The sequence below is a fragment of the Kaistella sp. PBT33-4 genome, assembly GCF_029194425.1.
GTDB lineage: Bacteria > Bacteroidota > Bacteroidia > Flavobacteriales > Weeksellaceae > Marnyiella.
On the sequence record NZ_JARFYL010000004.1, the window covers coordinates 181586 to 200843 of the forward strand.

At 42.9% G+C, this 19258-nt stretch carries 19 protein-coding genes; 4 read left to right on the forward strand and 15 right to left on the reverse strand.

Annotated features, from left to right (window positions below):
• Positions 1-18 precede the first annotated feature (18 nt).
• The 3 genes from hisS to ssb form a co-directional block, all read right to left on the reverse strand.
• Complete coding sequence (hisS, locus tag P0M11_RS09620) at positions 19-1368, reverse strand: histidine--tRNA ligase (RefSeq protein WP_275625473.1); 1350 nt, start codon at positions 1366-1368, stop codon at positions 19-21.
• Between the two features lie 135 nt (positions 1369-1503).
• Positions 1504-1950: an HRDC domain-containing protein gene (locus P0M11_RS09625; protein WP_275625474.1), complete on the reverse strand. Its 447-nt coding sequence runs from the start codon at positions 1948-1950 to the stop codon at positions 1504-1506.
• A gap of 82 nt (positions 1951-2032) precedes the next feature.
• Positions 2033-2359: a single-stranded DNA-binding protein gene (ssb, locus tag P0M11_RS09630; RefSeq protein WP_158064054.1), complete on the reverse strand. Its 327-nt coding sequence runs from the start codon at positions 2357-2359 to the stop codon at positions 2033-2035.
• Positions 2360-2675: 316 nt separating this feature from the next.
• Here ssb and P0M11_RS09635 point away from each other — a divergent pair, with 316 nt between their 5' ends.
• Both P0M11_RS09635 and P0M11_RS09640 read left to right on the forward strand, forming a co-directional pair.
• A complete protein-coding gene (locus P0M11_RS09635) occupies positions 2676-3614 on the forward strand; it encodes an ATP-binding cassette domain-containing protein (protein ID WP_275625475.1) in 939 nt (312 codons plus the stop codon).
• Between the two features lie 32 nt (positions 3615-3646).
• The gene (locus P0M11_RS09640) at positions 3647-4957 is read left to right on the forward strand and encodes an ABC transporter permease (protein WP_275625476.1); all 1311 of its coding nucleotides are present in this window, start codon (positions 3647-3649) and stop codon (positions 4955-4957) included.
• Between the two features lie 76 nt (positions 4958-5033).
• Here P0M11_RS09640 and P0M11_RS09645 read toward each other — a convergent pair whose 3' ends face one another.
• The 7 genes from P0M11_RS09645 to P0M11_RS09675 form a co-directional block, all read right to left on the reverse strand.
• Positions 5034-5477, reverse strand: coding sequence for a VOC family protein (locus P0M11_RS09645; protein ID WP_275625477.1), 444 nt, complete (start codon positions 5475-5477; stop codon positions 5034-5036).
• A gap of 56 nt (positions 5478-5533) precedes the next feature.
• The gene (locus tag P0M11_RS09650; RefSeq protein ID WP_275625478.1) at positions 5534-6073 is read right to left on the reverse strand and encodes an SRPBCC family protein; all 540 of its coding nucleotides are present in this window, start codon (positions 6071-6073) and stop codon (positions 5534-5536) included.
• Positions 6074-6086: 13 nt separating this feature from the next.
• Positions 6087-6458: a VOC family protein gene (locus tag P0M11_RS09655; RefSeq protein ID WP_275625479.1), complete on the reverse strand. Its 372-nt coding sequence runs from the start codon at positions 6456-6458 to the stop codon at positions 6087-6089.
• Position 6459: 1 nt separating this feature from the next.
• Positions 6460-6870: a hypothetical protein gene (locus P0M11_RS09660; RefSeq protein ID WP_275625480.1), complete on the reverse strand. Its 411-nt coding sequence runs from the start codon at positions 6868-6870 to the stop codon at positions 6460-6462.
• 373 nt (positions 6871-7243) lie between these two features.
• On the reverse strand, positions 7244-7699 hold the full coding sequence (locus tag P0M11_RS09665) for a DUF1569 domain-containing protein (RefSeq protein ID WP_275625481.1): 456 nt from the start codon (positions 7697-7699) through the stop codon (positions 7244-7246).
• A 120-nt stretch (positions 7700-7819) separates the two neighbouring features.
• Positions 7820-9589: a TonB-dependent receptor gene (locus tag P0M11_RS09670; RefSeq protein ID WP_275625482.1), complete on the reverse strand. Its 1770-nt coding sequence runs from the start codon at positions 9587-9589 to the stop codon at positions 7820-7822.
• Between the two features lie 68 nt (positions 9590-9657).
• On the reverse strand, positions 9658-12618 hold the full coding sequence (locus P0M11_RS09675) for a tetratricopeptide repeat protein (RefSeq protein ID WP_275625483.1): 2961 nt from the start codon (positions 12616-12618) through the stop codon (positions 9658-9660).
• Positions 12619-13007: 389 nt separating this feature from the next.
• On the opposite strand from P0M11_RS09675, the gene P0M11_RS09680 reads away from it, so the two are divergent.
• Positions 13008-14693 carry an amino acid permease gene (locus tag P0M11_RS09680; RefSeq protein ID WP_275625484.1) on the forward strand — a complete coding sequence of 562 codons (1686 nt, stop codon included), beginning with the start codon at positions 13008-13010 and terminating at the stop codon, positions 14691-14693.
• Between the two features lie 43 nt (positions 14694-14736).
• Positions 14737-15066: a DUF962 domain-containing protein gene (locus P0M11_RS09685; protein WP_275625485.1), complete on the forward strand. Its 330-nt coding sequence runs from the start codon at positions 14737-14739 to the stop codon at positions 15064-15066.
• Between the two features lie 12 nt (positions 15067-15078).
• Here the strand turns inward: P0M11_RS09685 and crcB are convergent, their stop codons facing one another.
• The 5 genes from crcB to atpG all read right to left on the reverse strand — a co-directional run bounded on the left by crcB (position 15079) and on the right by atpG (position 19224).
• Positions 15079-15441, reverse strand: coding sequence for a fluoride efflux transporter CrcB (gene crcB, locus P0M11_RS09690; protein ID WP_275625727.1), 363 nt, complete (start codon positions 15439-15441; stop codon positions 15079-15081).
• Between the two features lie 26 nt (positions 15442-15467).
• On the reverse strand, positions 15468-16409 hold the full coding sequence (gene trxB, locus P0M11_RS09695) for a thioredoxin-disulfide reductase (protein ID WP_158064067.1): 942 nt from the start codon (positions 16407-16409) through the stop codon (positions 15468-15470).
• Between the two features lie 107 nt (positions 16410-16516).
• Positions 16517-16825, reverse strand: coding sequence for an ATP-dependent Clp protease adaptor ClpS (locus P0M11_RS09700; RefSeq protein ID WP_275625486.1), 309 nt, complete (start codon positions 16823-16825; stop codon positions 16517-16519).
• A gap of 11 nt (positions 16826-16836) precedes the next feature.
• Complete coding sequence (locus P0M11_RS09705; RefSeq protein ID WP_275625487.1) at positions 16837-18195, reverse strand: hemolysin family protein; 1359 nt, start codon at positions 18193-18195, stop codon at positions 16837-16839.
• Positions 18196-18366: 171 nt separating this feature from the next.
• The gene (atpG, locus tag P0M11_RS09710; RefSeq protein WP_275625488.1) at positions 18367-19224 is read right to left on the reverse strand and encodes an ATP synthase F1 subunit gamma; all 858 of its coding nucleotides are present in this window, start codon (positions 19222-19224) and stop codon (positions 18367-18369) included.
• Positions 19225-19258 lie beyond the last annotated feature (34 nt).

A 19258-nucleotide genomic window follows, 5' to 3' on the forward strand; every position in this document is an offset into this window, starting at 1 on the left:
GCCTTAAAATCAGTTACTTCAGTTAAAAAATTCCTGAAGCGCAACAGTATGCTGCTCCCCGGTCTTCAGATCTTTAACAGTAATTCTGCTGCCGGCAATTTCTTCGCCACCAAAGAAAACCAGTTTTGTAATACCTCTCTTTTCGGCGTAGGTAAATTGTTTCTTCAGCTTGGCAGCCTCAGGGTAAAGCTCAGCGGATATACCTTTGATCCGAAGTTGGGCAATTACTTTTAAAGCCTCCAACGCCTCTGTCTCACCATAGTTGGCAAACAGATACTGTACACCTGTATTTTCATCTTCCTCAAAAAGGCCCAATTCCTCCATCACCAGATAAATGCGGTCCAGACCGAACGAAATACCTATGCCCGGAATATTTTTTACGCCAAAAACTTCTGTGAGGTTATCATATCTGCCACCACCGCCAATGGAGCCCATCTCCACACCTTTAGCCTTTACTTCGAAAATTGCACCAGTATAATAATCAAGCCCCCGGGCGAGGGTTATGTCGAATTTTAACTGTGCTGAGGCAATACCTAGCTCAAAGCATCTGGTAAGGACAAATTCCAGTTCTTCCACACCTTTAAGTCCCGATTCAATTCCCTCAAATTTTGTCTTTAGTTGCTGAACATTCTCCAAAGCATGATCACCTTGAGTGAACAGGAAATCAAGTTTATCAATCGAAGCCTGACTGATATTTTTCTGTACGAGCTCTTTTACAACTCCCTCCTTCCCTATTTTGTCCAGTTTATCCAACGCAACTGTAAAATCAATCAGCTGATCTGCGATTCCGGCATATTCAGCCAGTCCGGTTAGAATTTTGCGGTTGTTCAGGTGTATGGTTACGGGAATCCTAAGCTCCGAAAAAGATTTAAGATAAAGCTGCACCAGTTCGACTTCCTGCCAAAGGCTCTCAGAACCTACAACGTCGGCATCGCACTGATAAAATTCTCTGAAGCGTCCTTTCTGTGGCCGGTCTGCCCGCCAGACCGGCTGGATTTGGTAGCGTTTGAAAGGAAATACCATCTGACCGTGATTCATGGCTACATAGCGGGCAAAAGGTACAGTAAGATCATAGCGCAGGGCTTTTTCAGAGATTTGTGAAATCAGTTTTTGCGAATTCTTCGTACTCCAGTCTTCTTCTTTCGTTTTGGAAGCATAATCTCCGGAGTTAAGGATCTTAAATATCAGCCGGTCCCCTTCTTCACCATATTTACCTGTCAGTGTCGAAAGATTTTCAAAACTTGGCGTTTCCAGCGGCTGGAAACCGAAAAGTTCAAAATTTTTCTGAAGTGTATTGATAATCTGTCGTCTCCTGATGACCTCTCCGGCGCTGAAATCGCGGGTTCCTTTCGCTAAACTTGGCTTCATTACTAATCTTTAGGTTATTGGCAGCGGATCTATCCCGCCTGCAATTGCAAAAATAATGATTTGTTGAGGACTGGCAGGTGTCCGCTGAAAATAAGCTAAGAAAATACGAAGATAGACGCTACAATGATTTCACTGTCAAATCAGTTCTACAAGACTGATAATCTCCTCGCCGTAATTTTCAATTTTATGTTTACCGAAACCTTTGATGTCCTGAAGTTCTTCCTTTTTAGCCGGTTTGTATTTGGCAATTGAAAGAAGTTCCTTATTGGTCGCAATAAAATAGGACGGCAACTTTTGGTTTTTGGCTTTTTCGTTCCGCCACAAGCGAAGGGCATCCAGGATTTTCACTTCATCCTGATTAAGTTCATCTTCATTAGGCGCACTGTACTTTTTGCCGGGTTCTTCATTCAGTATGGGCTTTTTCTCCTCAAAGTAAAGGATTACAGACCAACACTCCGATTCCTTTATAAAAGCAGACTCAAACTTTAATATCTGGTGCTCTGCCAGGAACTTATCCAGCTTCTGCTGATCGGCGCGGATGAAGGCATCGTCTATCCGGACCTTTAAAACTTTAACTTTCATGATTTGGTGTTTTTGTGGTTTTTTGTACTTGCAATGGAAGGAGAAGCCGGACCACATCTTAGTCGTCCGGCTTCAGAATCTTCTATTTACTTCCCAGGAGAACAAGTTCTTCAACGCGTATCTCTGTTATGTACATTTTTTGACCGTCTTTTTCATAGGAACGGTACATGAGTTTTCCTTCTACCGCGATTTCCTTACCTTTCTGTACATATTTCTGCATAATCTCCGCGGTTTTACCGAAGGCTACCAATGAATGCCATTGGGTCTCCTCTACTTTCTCGCCCATGGCGTTGGTATAAAAGTCGTTGGTTGCGAGCGATACACTGGCTTTCATTCCTTTTTCAAAGTTGATAACTTCGACTTCTTTTCCTGTGTGACCGATTAGGGTTACTCTGTTTCTTAGTGACATGACTTTAAAATTTAATTGTTAGACTTAGATAAGAGACTCACTGTTATTCTCAAATCTCTGATGCAAAGATTCAACGGTTTCCAAAATTTATTCGGTTAAAAAATATTTAATATCGTTTGTAGTCGTTTGTAAATGGATATAATAATAATTTACAGTGATTTATAAGAACTAAATTTATTTTATGATGTATGATTTTCTATTAAATTGTCCGTACTTTCAGCACAGGTCAGGCTTCTTACAGGTAAAAATCAGCCTTCATTATCTCATTATTTTCCGTAACTTTCACGTTTAAATTTTAAAATAATTAACCGCCGAAATGTTAGAAGCACACCAGGTTAAAAAGTCATATGATGCGGGACGGAAAACCGCGCTGCAGGACTTCAGCATCAATGTTCCCACCGGCAGTATCTATGGGCTGCTGGGCCCCAACGGAGCCGGAAAAACAACCTTCATCCGGATCATCAACCAAATTACCCAAGCCGACAGCGGCGAGGTTTTCATCAACGGTGAAAAGCTCAACCCCAGCCATATCCGCGATATTGGCTATATGCCCGAAGAGCGCGGGTTGTATAAGAATATGACGGTGGGCGACCAGCTGCTCTATTTTGGCGAACTTAAGGGCATGACCAAGAGCGAGGCCCTGCATGAGGCCAAATACTGGTTTGAACAGCTGAATATCGATCAGTGGTGGAAAAAAAAGCTTAGCGAACTTTCCAAAGGGATGGCACAAAAGATACAGTTCGTAGTTACGGTGCTGCACAAACCAAAACTTCTTATTCTGGATGAACCGTTTTCGGGATTCGACCCTGTGAATGCAAATCTTATCAAGGACCAGATATTGGCTTTGAAAGAACGTGGCACGACCATTATCCTGTCCACTCACCGGATGGAAAGTGTGGAAGAAATGTGCGATTATGTGGCATTAATCAATAACTCCAGAAAGATCCTGGACGGAAAGGTATTTGATGTTCGTGAACAATTCAAGAAAAATATTTTCGGGGTCACGCTTTCGGATGTGGACCAACAGCAGTTTGAAAATTTCCGCAAGGTTCATGACATTAGCCTTTTCACTACAGCAAATGAGCTTATTTCCTTTGACATCAGTAACAGCGGAAACCAGAATCATCTTATTTCGGAACTTGTAGGAATTGGCAAAATACGGTCCTTTGACGAAAAGATTCCGAGTATGAATGAAGTCTTCATTACCGCTGTGCGCGATGGTTATGCCGCACCTGAAACGGTAACTTTCCATTAATAATTAAGACTGCCTTAGCATTGAACTTCCGCATGAAGAATATATTTTTAATCACTAAACGTGAATACCTGACGCAGGTAAAAAAGAAATCCTTTATTATCCTCACTATTCTGGCTCCGATAATAATGATTGCATTCGGTGCCTTTATTGCCGTAATGCTGAAAGCCAATGAAACCCAGTACACTGTTAATGTAATTGACAAAGGAGGACTCTTCGCCGGCAAACTTAGATCGGATGATAAACTGAAATATGTTTATGTAAACCCCGCGTCCGAAAATCAGCTGGTAAACAGTTTGAAAGACATGGAGGAAACCAATGGCTTGCTGATCCTGGCACCCCTGCAGGATAACAGGTTCGATATGCTGGAAAAGAATTCCAGACTGCTTGTGAACGATAAGATTGGCTTTGAGACCAAACAGCGCATTGTGGACGACTTATCGGAGGTTTTACGTCAGGCCAAGATAAAGCACCTCAATATCAATGAAGAGGAGATTGTGCAGCTCGATAAAAATTTTGAACTTAAAAGCAGTAATGTTAATGATAAGAGCCAGGTAGATACAGACCTGGATTTCGGTGTGAAGTATGGCCTTGGGATGGTCCTGATGTATGCTGTGTTTATGTTCATCATTATTTATGGTGTACGTGTTATGAGATCAGTACTTGAAGAGAAGAATAACCGTGTGGTGGAAATCCTGATTTCATCAGTAAAGCCATTTGAGCTGATGATGGGTAAGATTCTGGGTGTTACCCTGGTTGCCCTAACCCAGTTCAGCGTATGGATTACAATGGCTATTTTAGGTGCTTTATTTCTGAATACCGGATTTTCTGCCATGAAGGATAATCTGCCAAGCGGAAGTGAGCAGGTGGTGGAGAAAGTGGATTTTGCCCAAATCGCGGGAGAGGTGTCGCACATTTTGCTGGAGATGAATGTACCGGTTGTCATTGCTGTGTTTCTGTTTTTCTTCCTTTTTGGTTATATCTTTTACAGTTCCATGTATGCGGCAATCGGCTCGGCGGTCGATAATGAGACCGAAACACAGCAGTTTACCCTGTTTGCGATTATACCGCTGATGGTGGGCATGTACGGCAGCATAACCATCATTAACAACCCTAATGGTCCACTTGGTTTCTGGCTGTCCATCATTCCGTTTACCTCACCTGTGGCCATGGTGGCACGCATTCCATTTGGAGTGCCGATGTGGGAAATCGCGCTGTCCATGTTCCTGCTTATTATGAGCACATTTCTCATGGTTTTTATTGCGGCCAAAGTTTACCGCGTGGGCATTTTAATGTACGGAAATAAAGCTACGATGAAGGAACTCTGGAAGTGGATCAGAAACTGATGATTTTACAAAACCTTCATGATTTAGGTAATAAAAAAACTGCTTGATTTCTCAGCAGTTTTTTTGTTAGTACGGTTTATTGTTGAACCTTATCAGGATCGTCATAATTCACCATCCAGTTAATGCCGAATTTGTCCGTCCACATTCCGAAATAAGCTCCCCAGAAGGTTTCGGCGTTTGGCATTGTCACCACTCCACCTTCCGAAAGCGCAGTTGCCAGACGGTCGGCCTCTTCGCGCGAATCGGTGTTGATTGATATAGAGAAATTGTTTCCCTGCAGGAAGCCTGCGGACCATTCACCGCCTGTATCACTGCCCATCAGTATCGTTTCCTGGGAGATGGGTAACGACACATGCATAATGCGGTTTTTTTCGATCTCGGACATCTTTTCGTTACCTTCAGCAGGCATATCACCAAAGCGCCCGATATATGGAAATTCGCCGCCAAATACCGATTTATAGAAGTTAAAAGCCTCCTCGCAATTACCGTTGAAGGTTAAGTACACATTTACTGTTGCCATAGTTCTTATATTAATTATTTCATTCGTACTGAGTTAATTGTGTGGCAGCCATCCATTTAGGGTTTTTCTGATAACGCCTTCAGCTTCTGCAGACCTAAGGTGAAATCGGGCCCTACCTGATCCTCCAGATCCATGAAGAGCTTCATTGGACTGAAAGGAAAGGGTATCTCTGAGGTGAATCCCCATACCGCTTTACTGCCGGGACCATTTTTCTGCACTGTTACATATTCCATTGCCTGACTTTCGTAGGGAGTAAGGAACGTCATTTCTATTTCGATCCTTTTTATGGCAGAATCTACTTTCAGCACTTTTATACAGCCCTTTCCTACAGCGTCATTACCTTGCCAGCACTGCTGTTCGCCCGGCTGACCCGTGGTGCCTGACCAATCTTTCTTCGCATTCGGGTCCTTCTCCTGCCAGGGACTCCAGGATTCCATAGCTTTCAGGCTATTAGTATTTTGCCAAACCCTGTCGACCGGTGCGTTGATTACTATTGATTTCTCAAATCTGCATTCGCCGGAAATTATCGCTGCTGCCAGAAGCCAAATCAATACAGATGCCGCCATCACATAAGCGGTAATCTTTAGAATTTTCATGTATTTATACTAATTAGCGGTGCTGGTCCAGCATAATTACATTTCCGTCCGGATCCTTTAATACAAAGTGTTCCGGTCCTGAGGAATTTTCATCAGCTTCCTTATCCAAAGATAAACCGGCTGCTTTCAGTTGGTTTTGGATTTCCCGAACATCCTGAAAATTTTCAAGATTAACGGCATTCTGATCCCAGCCTGGATTGAAAGTAAGAATATTCTTCTCAAACATACCCTGGAAAAGACCGATAACGGAAGTTCCATTTCGTAAAATCAACCATTTCTGGTCAATGTTTCCGCCCATTTGCTCAAAACCCAGCTTTTTATAAAAGTCATACGATTGCTGAATGTCACGTACATTCAGGCTTACAGAAAATGCCCCAAGTTCCATATTATCTTTTTATTATTTTTGAATTATCAGCAAGTCTGTAGCCTACCCACACCAGTGACCATACCAGTACACCTGCTACCCAGAACCAGGCGGAAGTAGGCATAATGTACATCATGTATATGGTTTGCAGCAGAAATACGAGACCGCAGAAAAGGGCATAAATCATCTTTCCGTCTGCCGCAACTTTTGTAGAAATGTAGCCGGACAGCAGCGCGCCCACGGCATAAGCTAAAATCACAAAGAAAAGTGCCATAAATGGCGCCGTAGAAACATAGGAGGCCATAGCGTCCATATCATTGCGATCAATTCCTGCAGGTAGCGGATAAAGTTTGTGCCCCAGGGTCTCAATCAAATAGATACCCAATCCGCCGGCCAGAACACCTGCCGGAACAGCTATTATTTTTTTAATCATGGTAATTGGTTTTTCCAGTTAGTTTTGAAGTCTAGTGTGCCATCATTATTTCTCCAGGTACCGGTAAATTCAGTTAGGTGGCTGGGGGTACGGAGCTCTTCTCCTGTGATACTTATGATGATTTTAAAATCTCCGCTGAACCTGCCGGTGTGTTTACCGCTGCCCTCTTCAGTAAGAAGATAATCCCCAACTACAGTCACAAAGGCAGCGTCGGCTGCTTGCCCGGTTATTGATAGCAGACCTCTAAAAGGTGTGGTATTATTTCTTACAGTGGAATAGCCCGAAACATTATATATGCCAGAGCTGCACGCATAAAACAGCAGAGAGAAAGTAAGGAACCTTAAGTTAAATCAGGACAACATGGCGTAAAATATTAAACACCAAACTGTTGCAAATGATGATTAAGATGCTTTGCAAGCATATTGTTCCATTCCTGAGCAGTGAGTATCCCAAAACTGGAATTTTCTTTGCCTTCAAAAGCTTCACGGCCCAACTGCTGCACGCGCTGGATATTTCCAATTAACTTTTTCTTTTCCTCTTCAAAATTGCGGGCATCCGAAATAATAAAAACTGGGCTTGTCGGTATACTTTGTTTGTAAGGTATGTTGTTTACCACTTTAGGCTTTACAAAATTCTTAAGAAGAAACTTTGCTATCATACCAGGCTTTTTCTGTTTTTCAGGTTCAAAGATGAATGAATAAGGCACGTTCATATGCGCCAAAACCTGGTCTACCGTCATCTTCCCCCACTTCCGCTGGGTCTCAGGGGTCAGGTTGTTAATCCTGTCAATATAATTCTGAGCGTCTTTTGCGCTGTACACGTCTTCCATAGTATATTGAGTATCGTTTAGGCAAATTTAATCCAATTCGCCTGATTTTGTATACACTACATATAAAAAAACCGCTTCATTTTTTGATGAAGCGGCCGGTGTTCTATAATGTGCAGATTTTTAAAAGGTGACCTTCAGCCCGCCCAGAAACTGTGCGCCCAGAACACGGTAAGCATTATGGCTTTGATATCTGTTGTTCAGCAGGTTATTACCCATCACAAACACACTTACATTGCGGTGTGCTTTATATTCAGCAGAAATATTTAGATCTGCATAACCACTAACTTTGCCGTCGATATATTCAGTGACTTCAAAATTGGCCGGCTGTAAGTCGTCCGGTTCCACGGTGAAGTAATTTGTTTTCTGGTCACCTGCAAAAAAGCCTTTAAATCCTAGTAAAAGTTTTTTGTCCAGCAGACTATATTTAGCACCTAGTTCTGCACGGATAAGCGGTGTATTCAATATGTCTTCATAATTATTAAGCCTGAAGAAATTGTAGTTTATAATCCCGTCCACAACGAGATTTTCCAACGGGAAATACTGCAGGGATGCCTTAACCTCATTTACAGATCCGTTATCGTAAGTCGCCGAAAAGGTATTGGCAAAATCATAGGCAGCGCGATCCAGGGTATTTTCAGGTGAAAACAATCCATTGCTTCTGTAAAACAGGATATCGTTCACTTTTGCAAAGCCGGCAGACAGATCATATTTTAAGTCCTGGCTTATATCTCCGCGAATCCCGAAATAGACTCTGTATTTTGTTTCGGTAGGTCGGATAACCTGATCGGACACTAAGTACGGATTGTCACGCAACATAGAAGCATATGAATTATGCTGAAGACCACCGTCTACTCCCAGATACAGGTTGGCTTTTTCCGAACCTGCGAAAAAGATCTCAGCTCTTGGGAACCAATAGGTTTTACTCGTATTTACAGTCTCGGCCTGCAAATTATCCTGGGTTTTCCCGTTCAGGAAACTGAACCCGGAGCCAATCATCAGATAACTTTTGCCCCGGTAAAAGGAAAGCTTAGGTTCTGCATACCCTTCAAGGTAATTTGAGCTGTTTTGGTTAAGTAGCTCAAACTTAGTATCAAGGGTTTCCAATCCAAGTCCCAGGTCGGCATGCAGCTTCACGCCGTCCAGCGGGAAATTCATTCCGTGTTTTGAGAGGTTCAGATCCAAACCACCATAGGTTTCCTTCGCATCAAACTTATCAGAGAGAAACGACGTCTTCAGTCGGACATCATTCAGTATTTCATTGGAATAGTGGTCGTAGTAGCCGCTCAGGGTGATGTTCTGTACCTGCTGCTTCAGGTTGGTATTTGCATCGGGTTGCAATGCATAGATACCGTAGTAATTGTAATCATGTGAGCCAAACCCTGCATTGGCGTTAAATTTTCCTTTTTCACCATACGAATTCAGGTAGGCACCCAAATCCACGCGGCTTGAATTGCTGTCCCATGGATAGTATTTCTTTAAACCGCTGGTAGAGAGAACATGAGCATCTGCGCCTACTTCAGTTTTGCTTTCCAGAAGGTAAGATACATTACCATCGAAAAGTACTTTACCGAAATTGCCCATTCCGAACTGCAGATAATTATCCTGATAATCGGATCCTAATTTAGGCGAAATATCTTCACCTTCAATTGTGGAAGTGGTAAAGTCTGAGGCTGCAGGTACGTTGGTGAGATTATAAGTCACCGGATTCTGAGCCTTTTCTTCAGGGGGATAATTCTTGATGGTTTCAACAGATGTTTTCTTCTTCTCTATTTTTCTTACTTCAGGTTCGCGTTTGCGGTCCAGAATCAATTTTTCCTCTTTTATTTGAGAAAAAGCAACCTGTGAGATTCCCAAAAACAAAAGGGATATAATTTGAACTTTCTTATTCATAATTGTCAGTTTAACAGCATGCCCAACGAGTAAGGGACGTGTGTGCTAATTCGTTTTGATGGAAATTTTTACTTAATGAGTTTTTTAACTTCACGTGCTTCTGCCACAATCTCCGGCAGGTCCTGGTAGTTGGCAATAATCTGATCCACAGTGTAACTTGCCTGGTAGTTGTCATTGAGTCCAAGATAGTTACGGGCCATCAGAACGAGGGCTTTAGCACCCCAATATTCTTCTGCTGCATAATTGTTGGCCAGTTTGAAGATGGTCTCGTTGGATGATTTGTAACTTTTCGCTTTGTTCTGATAGAATGCTTTGGCATAAAGTGCCTCCGCCGCAACTGCAGGATTAGATGACTTTTCCAGCGCGGCATACGCAGACTGTGCATCTTTTCCGCTGTTCATCAGGCTTCGGGCCTTAATCACCCTGGCGCTTTCCATTACTGCCGGTGCATTTTTATTGTTGGCAAGTACCAGATCTGCCAAACGCTCTGCTTCTTTAAAGTTTTTCTCCTTTGCGTAGATGTTCATTAGTTCCACATTGGCAAAATTCCTGATGTTCACATTGCCTGATGTTACAAGGCCGTTCAGGTATTTTTTTGCTTCAGCAAAATCACCCTGTGAAATATAGATCTGTGCAATTCGGGTTTGCGCATCTTCCTGGTAATCACTCTGAACCGATGCCACGTCCTGAAGTGTTAGCAACGCCTTTGTGCTGTTGGAGGTTTGGTAATAACTTTCACCCAGTTCATACTGTGCCTGGTACAGACCTTCACCCGTAGGATTTTGGCTCAGGTATTTCTCATACAAAGGAATTGCACGGGCATATTCTTTTTTCAGATAGTGCTGCTTGGCTGTAGCCAGATTAATTTCATCAAGCTCGGCAGCGTCTATCCTCACTCCAAGTTGCTGTGCAAATGCCTGGTAGCCTGCCACATCACCTGTTTTCATATACAGCGGCCTTGAAGCCTGTACCACTTTGGAGGCAAACGCGGTTCCGCGGTATTGGGACCCCAGTTGTTGAAATTCTGCCAGTGCCTTAGCATCATCATTGCCGTCTATATAATTCTGAGCTCTGTAAATCTGGGCATTTGCCACAAGATCACGGTCAGCACTCGCTTTTATTACTCTGCCGAAATAATCATTGGAATTTGCGTAATCGCCTTGCGTGGAATAGGCAACTCCTATCTCATATTGAGCATCATCCACATATTCAGAATTGGAATACCGGGAAATAAGTCCTTGCAGAACGGTAATTTTCTCTGCATTCTTACCCTGGAAACCAAGTGCAAGAGCTTTCTGGAAAACGGTATAATCGTTCACATTGCCGGCACTGTCGTAGATGGCAATCGCATCTGCCAGTTCGTTATTGGCGTAATGAGTGTCGGCCAGTCTCAGTTCAGCATCACTTTTAAAGTCCGGATCAGGATTCTTCAGATATTCTGCAAAATACTGTTTCGCTTTAGAGAAATCTTTAGCTTTGAAATAAGCGTAACCTAAATCATAGGCCAACTGCCGCTTTTCGGGAAAGGCCGGGCCCGTAAGTACATTCTCATAATGGCTGATTGCTGATGTATAATTGCCCTTCTGATAATAGGTTTGCCCCAGCCAATAGTGTGCACGGCTGTTGAATTCTTTATTAATGTTGAATTCAAGGCTTCTTAAGAAAAACTTTTCTGCAGCATCATAATTCCCTTTGTTAAATTCCTCAGTTCCCAGAAGGTAAGATACTTCCTGATCGATCTTATCTGTTTCGGGGGTCGAGTTCTGAAGTTTATCAATGGCCGCCAAAGTTTCGCGGTAATCTCCCGAATAAAGGTAAGATTTAACCAGCAGCCTCCGAAGTTCAGGCGTTTTGGAATCATTAGGATATCTGTCAATATAATTCTGGATCACACGTGGTGCCGCCTCAAAGGGGTTACCTACGTCGTAGCTTAACTTGGCATACTGCTCATGTGCCAGTTTCTGTACACTACTGTCATAGTCCATCTGATGTGCGGAACGGTACGCCGATAGGGCTTCCTGCTTCCTGCCGGTTTGGATATAGGCATTACCCAATTGGTAATATGCATTTTGGGACAGCGCTGACTTGCTGTTGATGAGCTGGTTGTAATAGGAAACAGCATCTTCATATTTCTGAAGCTCTGCCGCCACAAATCCCATCTGGTAAAGGTCGCTTTCGCTTGGGTTGGATTTACTTTCCACAAAACTCTTGAGGTGCGGGTACGCAGCGGAATAATCCTGCTTCATAAAATAACTCTCCCCTATGATCTTATGGACTTCAGCCTTATACGCCTCAGAAATACCGGGATCGTCCAGCAAGGTGTTTCCCTCTGCGATGGCCTGGTCATACTGCTTCTCATTATAGTACATCTGTACATAATAGGGACGTACCAGTTTGGCGAACTTTTCATCAGACTTTACACTGTCAAAATACTGAAATGCCTTGTCGTGCTGGCGGTCTGCATAATACAGATGACCTAACATATAAGCTATTTCCATTTTATTTTCTGTGCCGCCATTTTCATAAGCTTCCTCCAGAGCACGTATGGCACCAGGGCTGTCGCCTGTCATGAATTTGGCATAACCCAGTTTCAGGATGTAATCTGCATTTTCCTGTCGGGAAAGCTGATACTGATTTACATTCTGAAGCGTCTCCAGCGCTTTGTCAAAATCCTTTTGGGCCAGATAATAATCGGCCAGCGGCAGGTTGGCCTGCGCGAAGAAGGCGGATTCCGGATATTCCTTCATAAAGGCGGCTAATCCCTTTTCAGCATGATTTTTTTGAAGGATGACACCGATCACATTGTCAAAAAACTGCGCCGCTTCTTTTTTGGAGGCAGAAAGATTCTGGTTATAAAAATATTGCTGGGCATATTCGTATTGAGACGCGTTAAAAATCCTTGTTTGATACAGGTTTTCGGCCAGGTTATAGGTGTAGGAACCGCGGTCGCTGAAATATCTGGAGTGCTGGGCTTCGGCTAAACCAAAATAAAAAACGGCGCCGGCCAGTAACAATTTCTTCGAATTCATTTTTCAGATTTAGGAAGGTTATTTTATCAACGAAAATATTGATTACTTATTACCCCCACAAGTGTTTTCGTTAATGTGAATATGTGGATAACGTTAAAGACGAATTATAATTTAATTGAATAGTTCATGTAATATATATTTGCAGAAAGAAACCTTCAATAGAACATTTACCGAAATAATTTCTGCAAAGAAAAAAGACTTTGTAACAGGATATTTTGGAAGAAAAAATGTGAGTTTTTTTCTAACACGCAGTATTAAGATCCGAAAATCAAAAATCAGACAGTTACTTCAGAATTAATTTATTAAATATCATTTCGCTATAATAAAAACCGCTTCCCGCAAGCGGTTTTTCTGTTATTTCATTACATTTGTTTTCATCAAATAAACTTATGAACCAACTTTTCAGGAGAAAACACTACAACGAAGCCGATCATTCCACAGGTCTGAATCGTGTGCTCGGTGTTTGGGATATTGTATTTTTCGGGCTTGCGGCCATCATCGGCGCGGGCAGTTTCAGCAGCCTGGGAGAGGCCATCTTTCGTGGTGGTCCGGGAGTAATTTCCCTCTACGTGATCTGTGGAATTGCCTGCGGCTTTACAGCACTTTCCTATGCCGAATTCGCCAGCAGGATTCCCGTAGCAGGCTCGGCCTATACCTATGCTTACGCCAGTTTTGGTGAACTGATGGCCTGGATCATTGGCTGGGCGCTTATTATGGAATATTCTTTCGGAAATATATACGTTGCTTTCTCGTGGAGTGATTATTTTACAGGATTTCTGGAAAGGCTCGGATTCATCGTGCCCGATTATCTTTCTACCAGTTATCCGGAAGCCAGGAAAGCTTTTGAAAACGGTTCCGAGAATAAGAATCTGATTAATGCCTGGGTCAGCGCTCCTATGGTGGCCGGCTGGAAATTCATCGTAGATATTCCGGCAATTCTTATCAATATCTGTATTACCGCTCTGGTTTACATCGGCGTGAAAGAAAGCAAGAACTTCAACAATATGCTGGTCATTCTGAAGATTGCGGTTATCATCCTTATTATCTGCGTAGGCGTTTTTTATATTGATTCCGATAACTGGTCACCCGTGGGTGAAGATGGTACCAGCAGCTTTATGCCTAACGGTTTTTCAGGTGTAATGGCTGCCGTGTCCGGCGTTTTCTTTGCCTATATCGGCTTTGATGCATTGAGTGTGCTATCCGAAGAAACCAAAAATCCGCAAAAGAATTTGCCCCGCGGGATGATTATCTCACTGGTCGTAAGCACACTGATTTATATTGCACTAACTTTAATCTTAACAGGATTTGTAGATTACCGCAAATTTGAAGGTGTAGGCGACCCACTGTCCTTTATTTTCTCTCCGGAAAACGGAAACCTGCCGTGGATGGAGTATATTGTTTCCGTGACCGCTATCATCGCCATTACATCTGTACTTCTGGTATTCCAGATGGGTCAGCCCAGGATCTGGTATGCCATGAGCCGCGATGGCCTGCTGCCGAAGAAGTTCTCCAGCATCCACGAAAAATACAGAACACCCGGTTTCGCCACCATAATTACCGGAATCGCTGTGGGATTGCCCATCCTTTTTACGGATAAGTCGTTTATCCTGGATTTCACAAGTATAGGAACCATATTCGCCTTCGTTTTGGTAAACGGCGGAATTTTGCTCATGCCCCGAAAAGAAAAATTACAGGGTCGTTTCCACATGCCCTATGTGAATTCGAAATATATTTTTCCTGTTCTCTTTCTTGTAAGTCTGGCGGGGTTCTATTACTGGCAACCGGATTTCTTCGCCAATTTGCTGAAATGGAGTGACCCTGTGGAAGGCGAATTCCGGATTTCGGTAACTATTTATCTTATTATCAACTTTGTCCTGGTATATTTTTCGTTTACCCGTAACCTAAGCCTGTTTCCCTTACTTGGACTTACGTGCTGTTTATATCTACTGACAGGAATGACGCACAATAACTGGTTCTGGTTTGGTCTTTGGTTTGCAGTGGGACTTATTATTTACTTCATGTACGGCATGAAAAACAGCAAACTGCAGCGTGACCTGAATGGTGATCTGAACTGATAATTTCACCGCCGGTAGCTGCTGCATCTAAAGAACAAATATTATGGAAAAGCAGAAGATGACTTACGGTGAGTTTTATGAATACTATTTGAGTCAACATCAAAAACCAATGACCCGGGTATTTCATTTTTTGGGTATATTTTTCACCTTGTGGATACTTATATACATTATATACTCCGGACAGGAAAGGTTCCTATGGTATTTGCCACTCACCCTGCTGGGCCTACCGGCATTCGGGCATGTTTTTGAGCAGAATAAACCCACAGGAATTTCAGCACCCATAAGGACGCTGATCAGTGATTTTCAACTTTTTTTTGAGCTCATCAGCGGAAAAGAGAAGTTTCGCCCGAAAAATAAAAATATTATAAGATAAATCCGCATAGTTTTAAAGCTGAAACTGCGATCCCAACCAAACAGCCAGCATTCCCAACAGGATGCTGGCTGTTGTGTAAAGTGTAAGCATTAAATAGTTCTGATTCTGCCACAGTGCCAGGTTTTCTAAGGAAAATGCTGAAAAGGTAGTAAAGCCTCCGCAAAAACCGGCGATAAGCAATAATCTGAGCTCGTTGTGCTCTTTGGGAATTGCGGATGAGAAAATTCCAATAAGCAGGCATCCCAGCATGTTTACCGTCAAGGTTCCCATCGGAAAACCGCCCAAATTCCAGAGCGATTGCGTACTTTTTGAAATAAGAAAGCGGAGTACGCTGCCTGCTCCTCCGCCTAAAAATATGATCAGGAGAGATTTCAACATAATCCTGTCCTATGTGTTAGCTGCTAATGTAATTCTGCGAGATACTTTTCGGCATCCATTGCCGCCATACAGCCGCTGCCCGCCGCTGTGATTGCCTGTCTGTAAATGTGGTCCTGAACATCGCCCGCCGCAAAAACACCGGGCAGATTGGTATGTGTGGAACCGGGGACCGTTTTGATATAACCGTTTTCGTCCAGAGTGATTTGTCCGGAGAAAATGTCCGTATTCGGTTTGTGACCAATGGCTATAAAAATGCCGTGAACATCAATTTTTGAAGTTTCCTGAGTGATATTGTTAATGACCACAGCTCTTTCGACAAGGGAATTCTCACCTTCTATGCCAATCAGTTCATGGTTGAATTTCACTTCGATATTAGGTGTGTTTTCCACACGGTGCACCATTGCCTTAGAAGCACGGAAGGTATCCTTTCGTACCAGCATGGTAACTTTATTGGTAAGTTTTGCAAGATAAGTTGCTTCTTCAGCTGCCGTGTCTCCGGCGCCTACCACTATTACGTCTTTCCCTTTGTAAAAGAATCCGTCGCAGGTGGCACATGCCGAAACGCCGCCGCCGGCGTATTTTTTCTCATCGTCCAGTCCCAAATATTTAGCAGTGGCTCCCGTAGAGATGATCACCGTTTTTGCCCAGATTTCCCGGTTGCCGGCCCATAGTTTATGAACACCCCCAACTTGTGTGGCAAATTCAACCTTTGTAATCAGTTCATAATGAACCTTGGTATCAAACCTCTCAGCCTGCTTCTGCAAATCCATCATCATCTGCGGACCCGTAACACCGTCCGCATATCCCGGGAAGTTATCGACCTCGGTTGTGGTGGTAAGCTGTCCGCCCGGCTCCAGACCGGTAAAAAGCTCGGGCTTCAGGTCGGCACGTGCGGCATAGATGGCAGCTGTAAAGCCTGAAGGTCCTGATCCGATGATTACACAGTCTAAAATATTCTGTTCCATTATTGCTCTTTAGGTTTAGTTATATATTGAGAATTCAAAATTCGACAAAATCTGATGAAGAATGAGGCAAAACCGATCTGTTCTGTCGATAGTGACGTTATGATCTTTCAGACGATCTCGCTTGTCAGGCCACGCTCGGTAAGCTGTTCATGCATGGGTTTAAGCAAATCCATGGAGCCGGTTTTTACAGTACATTTGCCTTTGTAATGTACAAGAATGGTACATTGCTGAGCTTGTTCCGCAGTATGTTTACATACAGTAATCAGGGACTCTATTACGAAATCAAAAGTATTGAAATCATCATTCCAGAGGATAAGTTTATTTACTTCGTCTTCCTTTTCCAGCAGTAACACATCTTCGTCGTACTGGCGCTGCGGGTTTTCATAATTTAACGGGGGTTGTATGGTCTTCAACATGATTTTTGCGTTTATAATTCGCTAAATTCTTCAGAAAGTTCATCCAGTACATTTTTTTCATCGTATACCAGTTCCACCATCTCAACACTTTTATTATTCATCTTCAATATTTTGAAGTGATAGCTGTTCATCTCAAACTCCTGATTTTCCTCCGGAATATCCTCCAGTTCATGCAGTATATATCCGGCCAGCGTATTAAATTCACCCTCTTCGGAAAGCGGAAACTTCTTCGGAAGGAATTCATTAATTTCGTCCAGCGGCTGGGTAGCCTGTACCCAGTAGGTGTTTTCGCCCACCTGGTCCACTACTTTTTCCTCATCGTCCTCTTCATCCTGTATTTCGCCTACAAGTTCTTCAAGAATATCTTCCAGAGTGATAATACCTTCTGTGCCTCCAAATTCATCAATTACTACAGCTAAATGCTGCTTTTTCTGCTGAAAAATCTTCATCAGGTCAGAGATCTTCTTGCTGCCAACCACAAAAAAAGCTTCGCGCATCAAACGCTCCAGATCCTGGTGTGTAATAGCACCCTTGCTTCTCACATATTCCCGGATAATTTCCTTTGTATAGAAAATACCGATCACATTATCTATGGAGTCTTTATAGACAGGTATTCTTGAATAGCCACTGTCCATAATCTGGTTAATGACCTCGTCAATCGGATCTTCAATATCAATTGAGAGAATATTCTGACGCGGAACCATGATCTGCTTTGCCGAATGATCCGTAAAGTCAAAAGCATTCTTGATAATCTCGTAGTTCTCCTCCTGAATCTCACCGGAATCAGCCGACTGCTTCACCAACAGTTGAAGCTCTTCCGTAGAATGGATTTCATGTTCGGAAGCAGGATGGATTTTCATTAACCGCAGGACCGCATTGGACATCTGATTCATGGTCCAGATAAATGGTTTGAAAACGGTGTAGAACACACGAAGCGGCACGGCAATCGCCATGGTAGTCGCTTCAGCTTTGCGGATGGCTATCGATTTCGGGATGAGTTCACCAAAGACAATGTGCATCACGGTAATAATAAGGAAGCTGATAACCAGGGATACCGTAGTTATGGTAGTTTGATCGGCCACAACCTCAAAATAGAGGAACATTTTTTCAATAATGTGATGCATAGCGCTCTCGCCCACCCAACCTAAGGCAAGTGAGGCAAGAGTAATTCCGAGTTGTGTTGCAGAGAGATATTCATCCAGACGTTTTATGATGAATTCAGCCTGTTTTGCCATGGAGTTGCCCTCGGCAGCTTTAATTTGGATCTGTGAGTAACGAACTTTAACAATTGAGAATTCTGCTGCTACAAAAAAGCCATTCAATAATACTAAGAACAAAGCCAGGAGCAGCTTGATTATGTCCGAATCCATTTAGAAAAATAAAGTTATGACTGCAAAGGTAGGTAAATTTTACAAATTTAAACTGTGAAAACTAAGTCAAAGCATGAAGACTCAGTTGTGCCGTCGTCAATCCATGAAGCGTTTAAAAAAACAAAAACCGCCTCAGTGATGAAGCGGTTATTATATATTTGAGTTGAATTCCTATTTGGCTTTCAGTGCCTCGGCACCCGATACGATCTCAAGGATTTCATTCGTAATTGCAGCCTGACGGGCTTTGTTATAGGTAATCACCAAATCATTCTTAAGCGCCTGCGCGTTGTCTGTAGCTTTGTGCATAGCTGTCATACGTGCACCATGTTCAGCTGCGACAGAATCAAGGATGGCTTTATAAACCTGAGTTTTGATGGACTTAGGAATAAGACCTTCCAGAATTTCTCTTGCGCTTGGTTCAAAGATATAATCAGTGTTTACATCTGAACTTTTCTCCGGCAAAGCAATAGGTAAAACCTGCTCGGTACGCACCTCCTGAGTTGCTGCATTGATGAATTTATTATAGATAACAAATACTTTATCAAATTTGCCTTCGGAATAGTCCTTCATTACCTGCTCGGTAAAACTGGCTACAACATCGAAACTTAACTGATCATAAACAGAACTGTGGTTTCCGTATACGGTGCGGCTTCTGCGAACTGCGTCGAACGCTTTTTTACCTACTGTAAGGATTTCCACCTCATGATCCACATTTCCAAGCAGTACATTCAGTTCCTTGGTTACGGACGAGTTGAATGCTCCGGCCAGACCTCTGTTGGAAGTCACTACAATATAGAGCGCTCTTTTTACTTCGCGTTCCGCCGTGAAGGTAGACACCTCTTCCAGCTCCGTACCAGCACTTACATTCTCTATGAGCTCAGTAAGCTTCTCGGAATAAGGTCTCAGCATTACAATAGCGTCCTGGGCTTTTTTCAGCTTAGCAGCAGCAACCATTTTCATTGCGCTGGTAATCTGCATCGTAGAACCGATTGAAGTAATCCGGCCGCGTATTTCCTTTAAGTTTGCCATTCTTTTATAAACTCAATTTTAGAATCCTGATCTG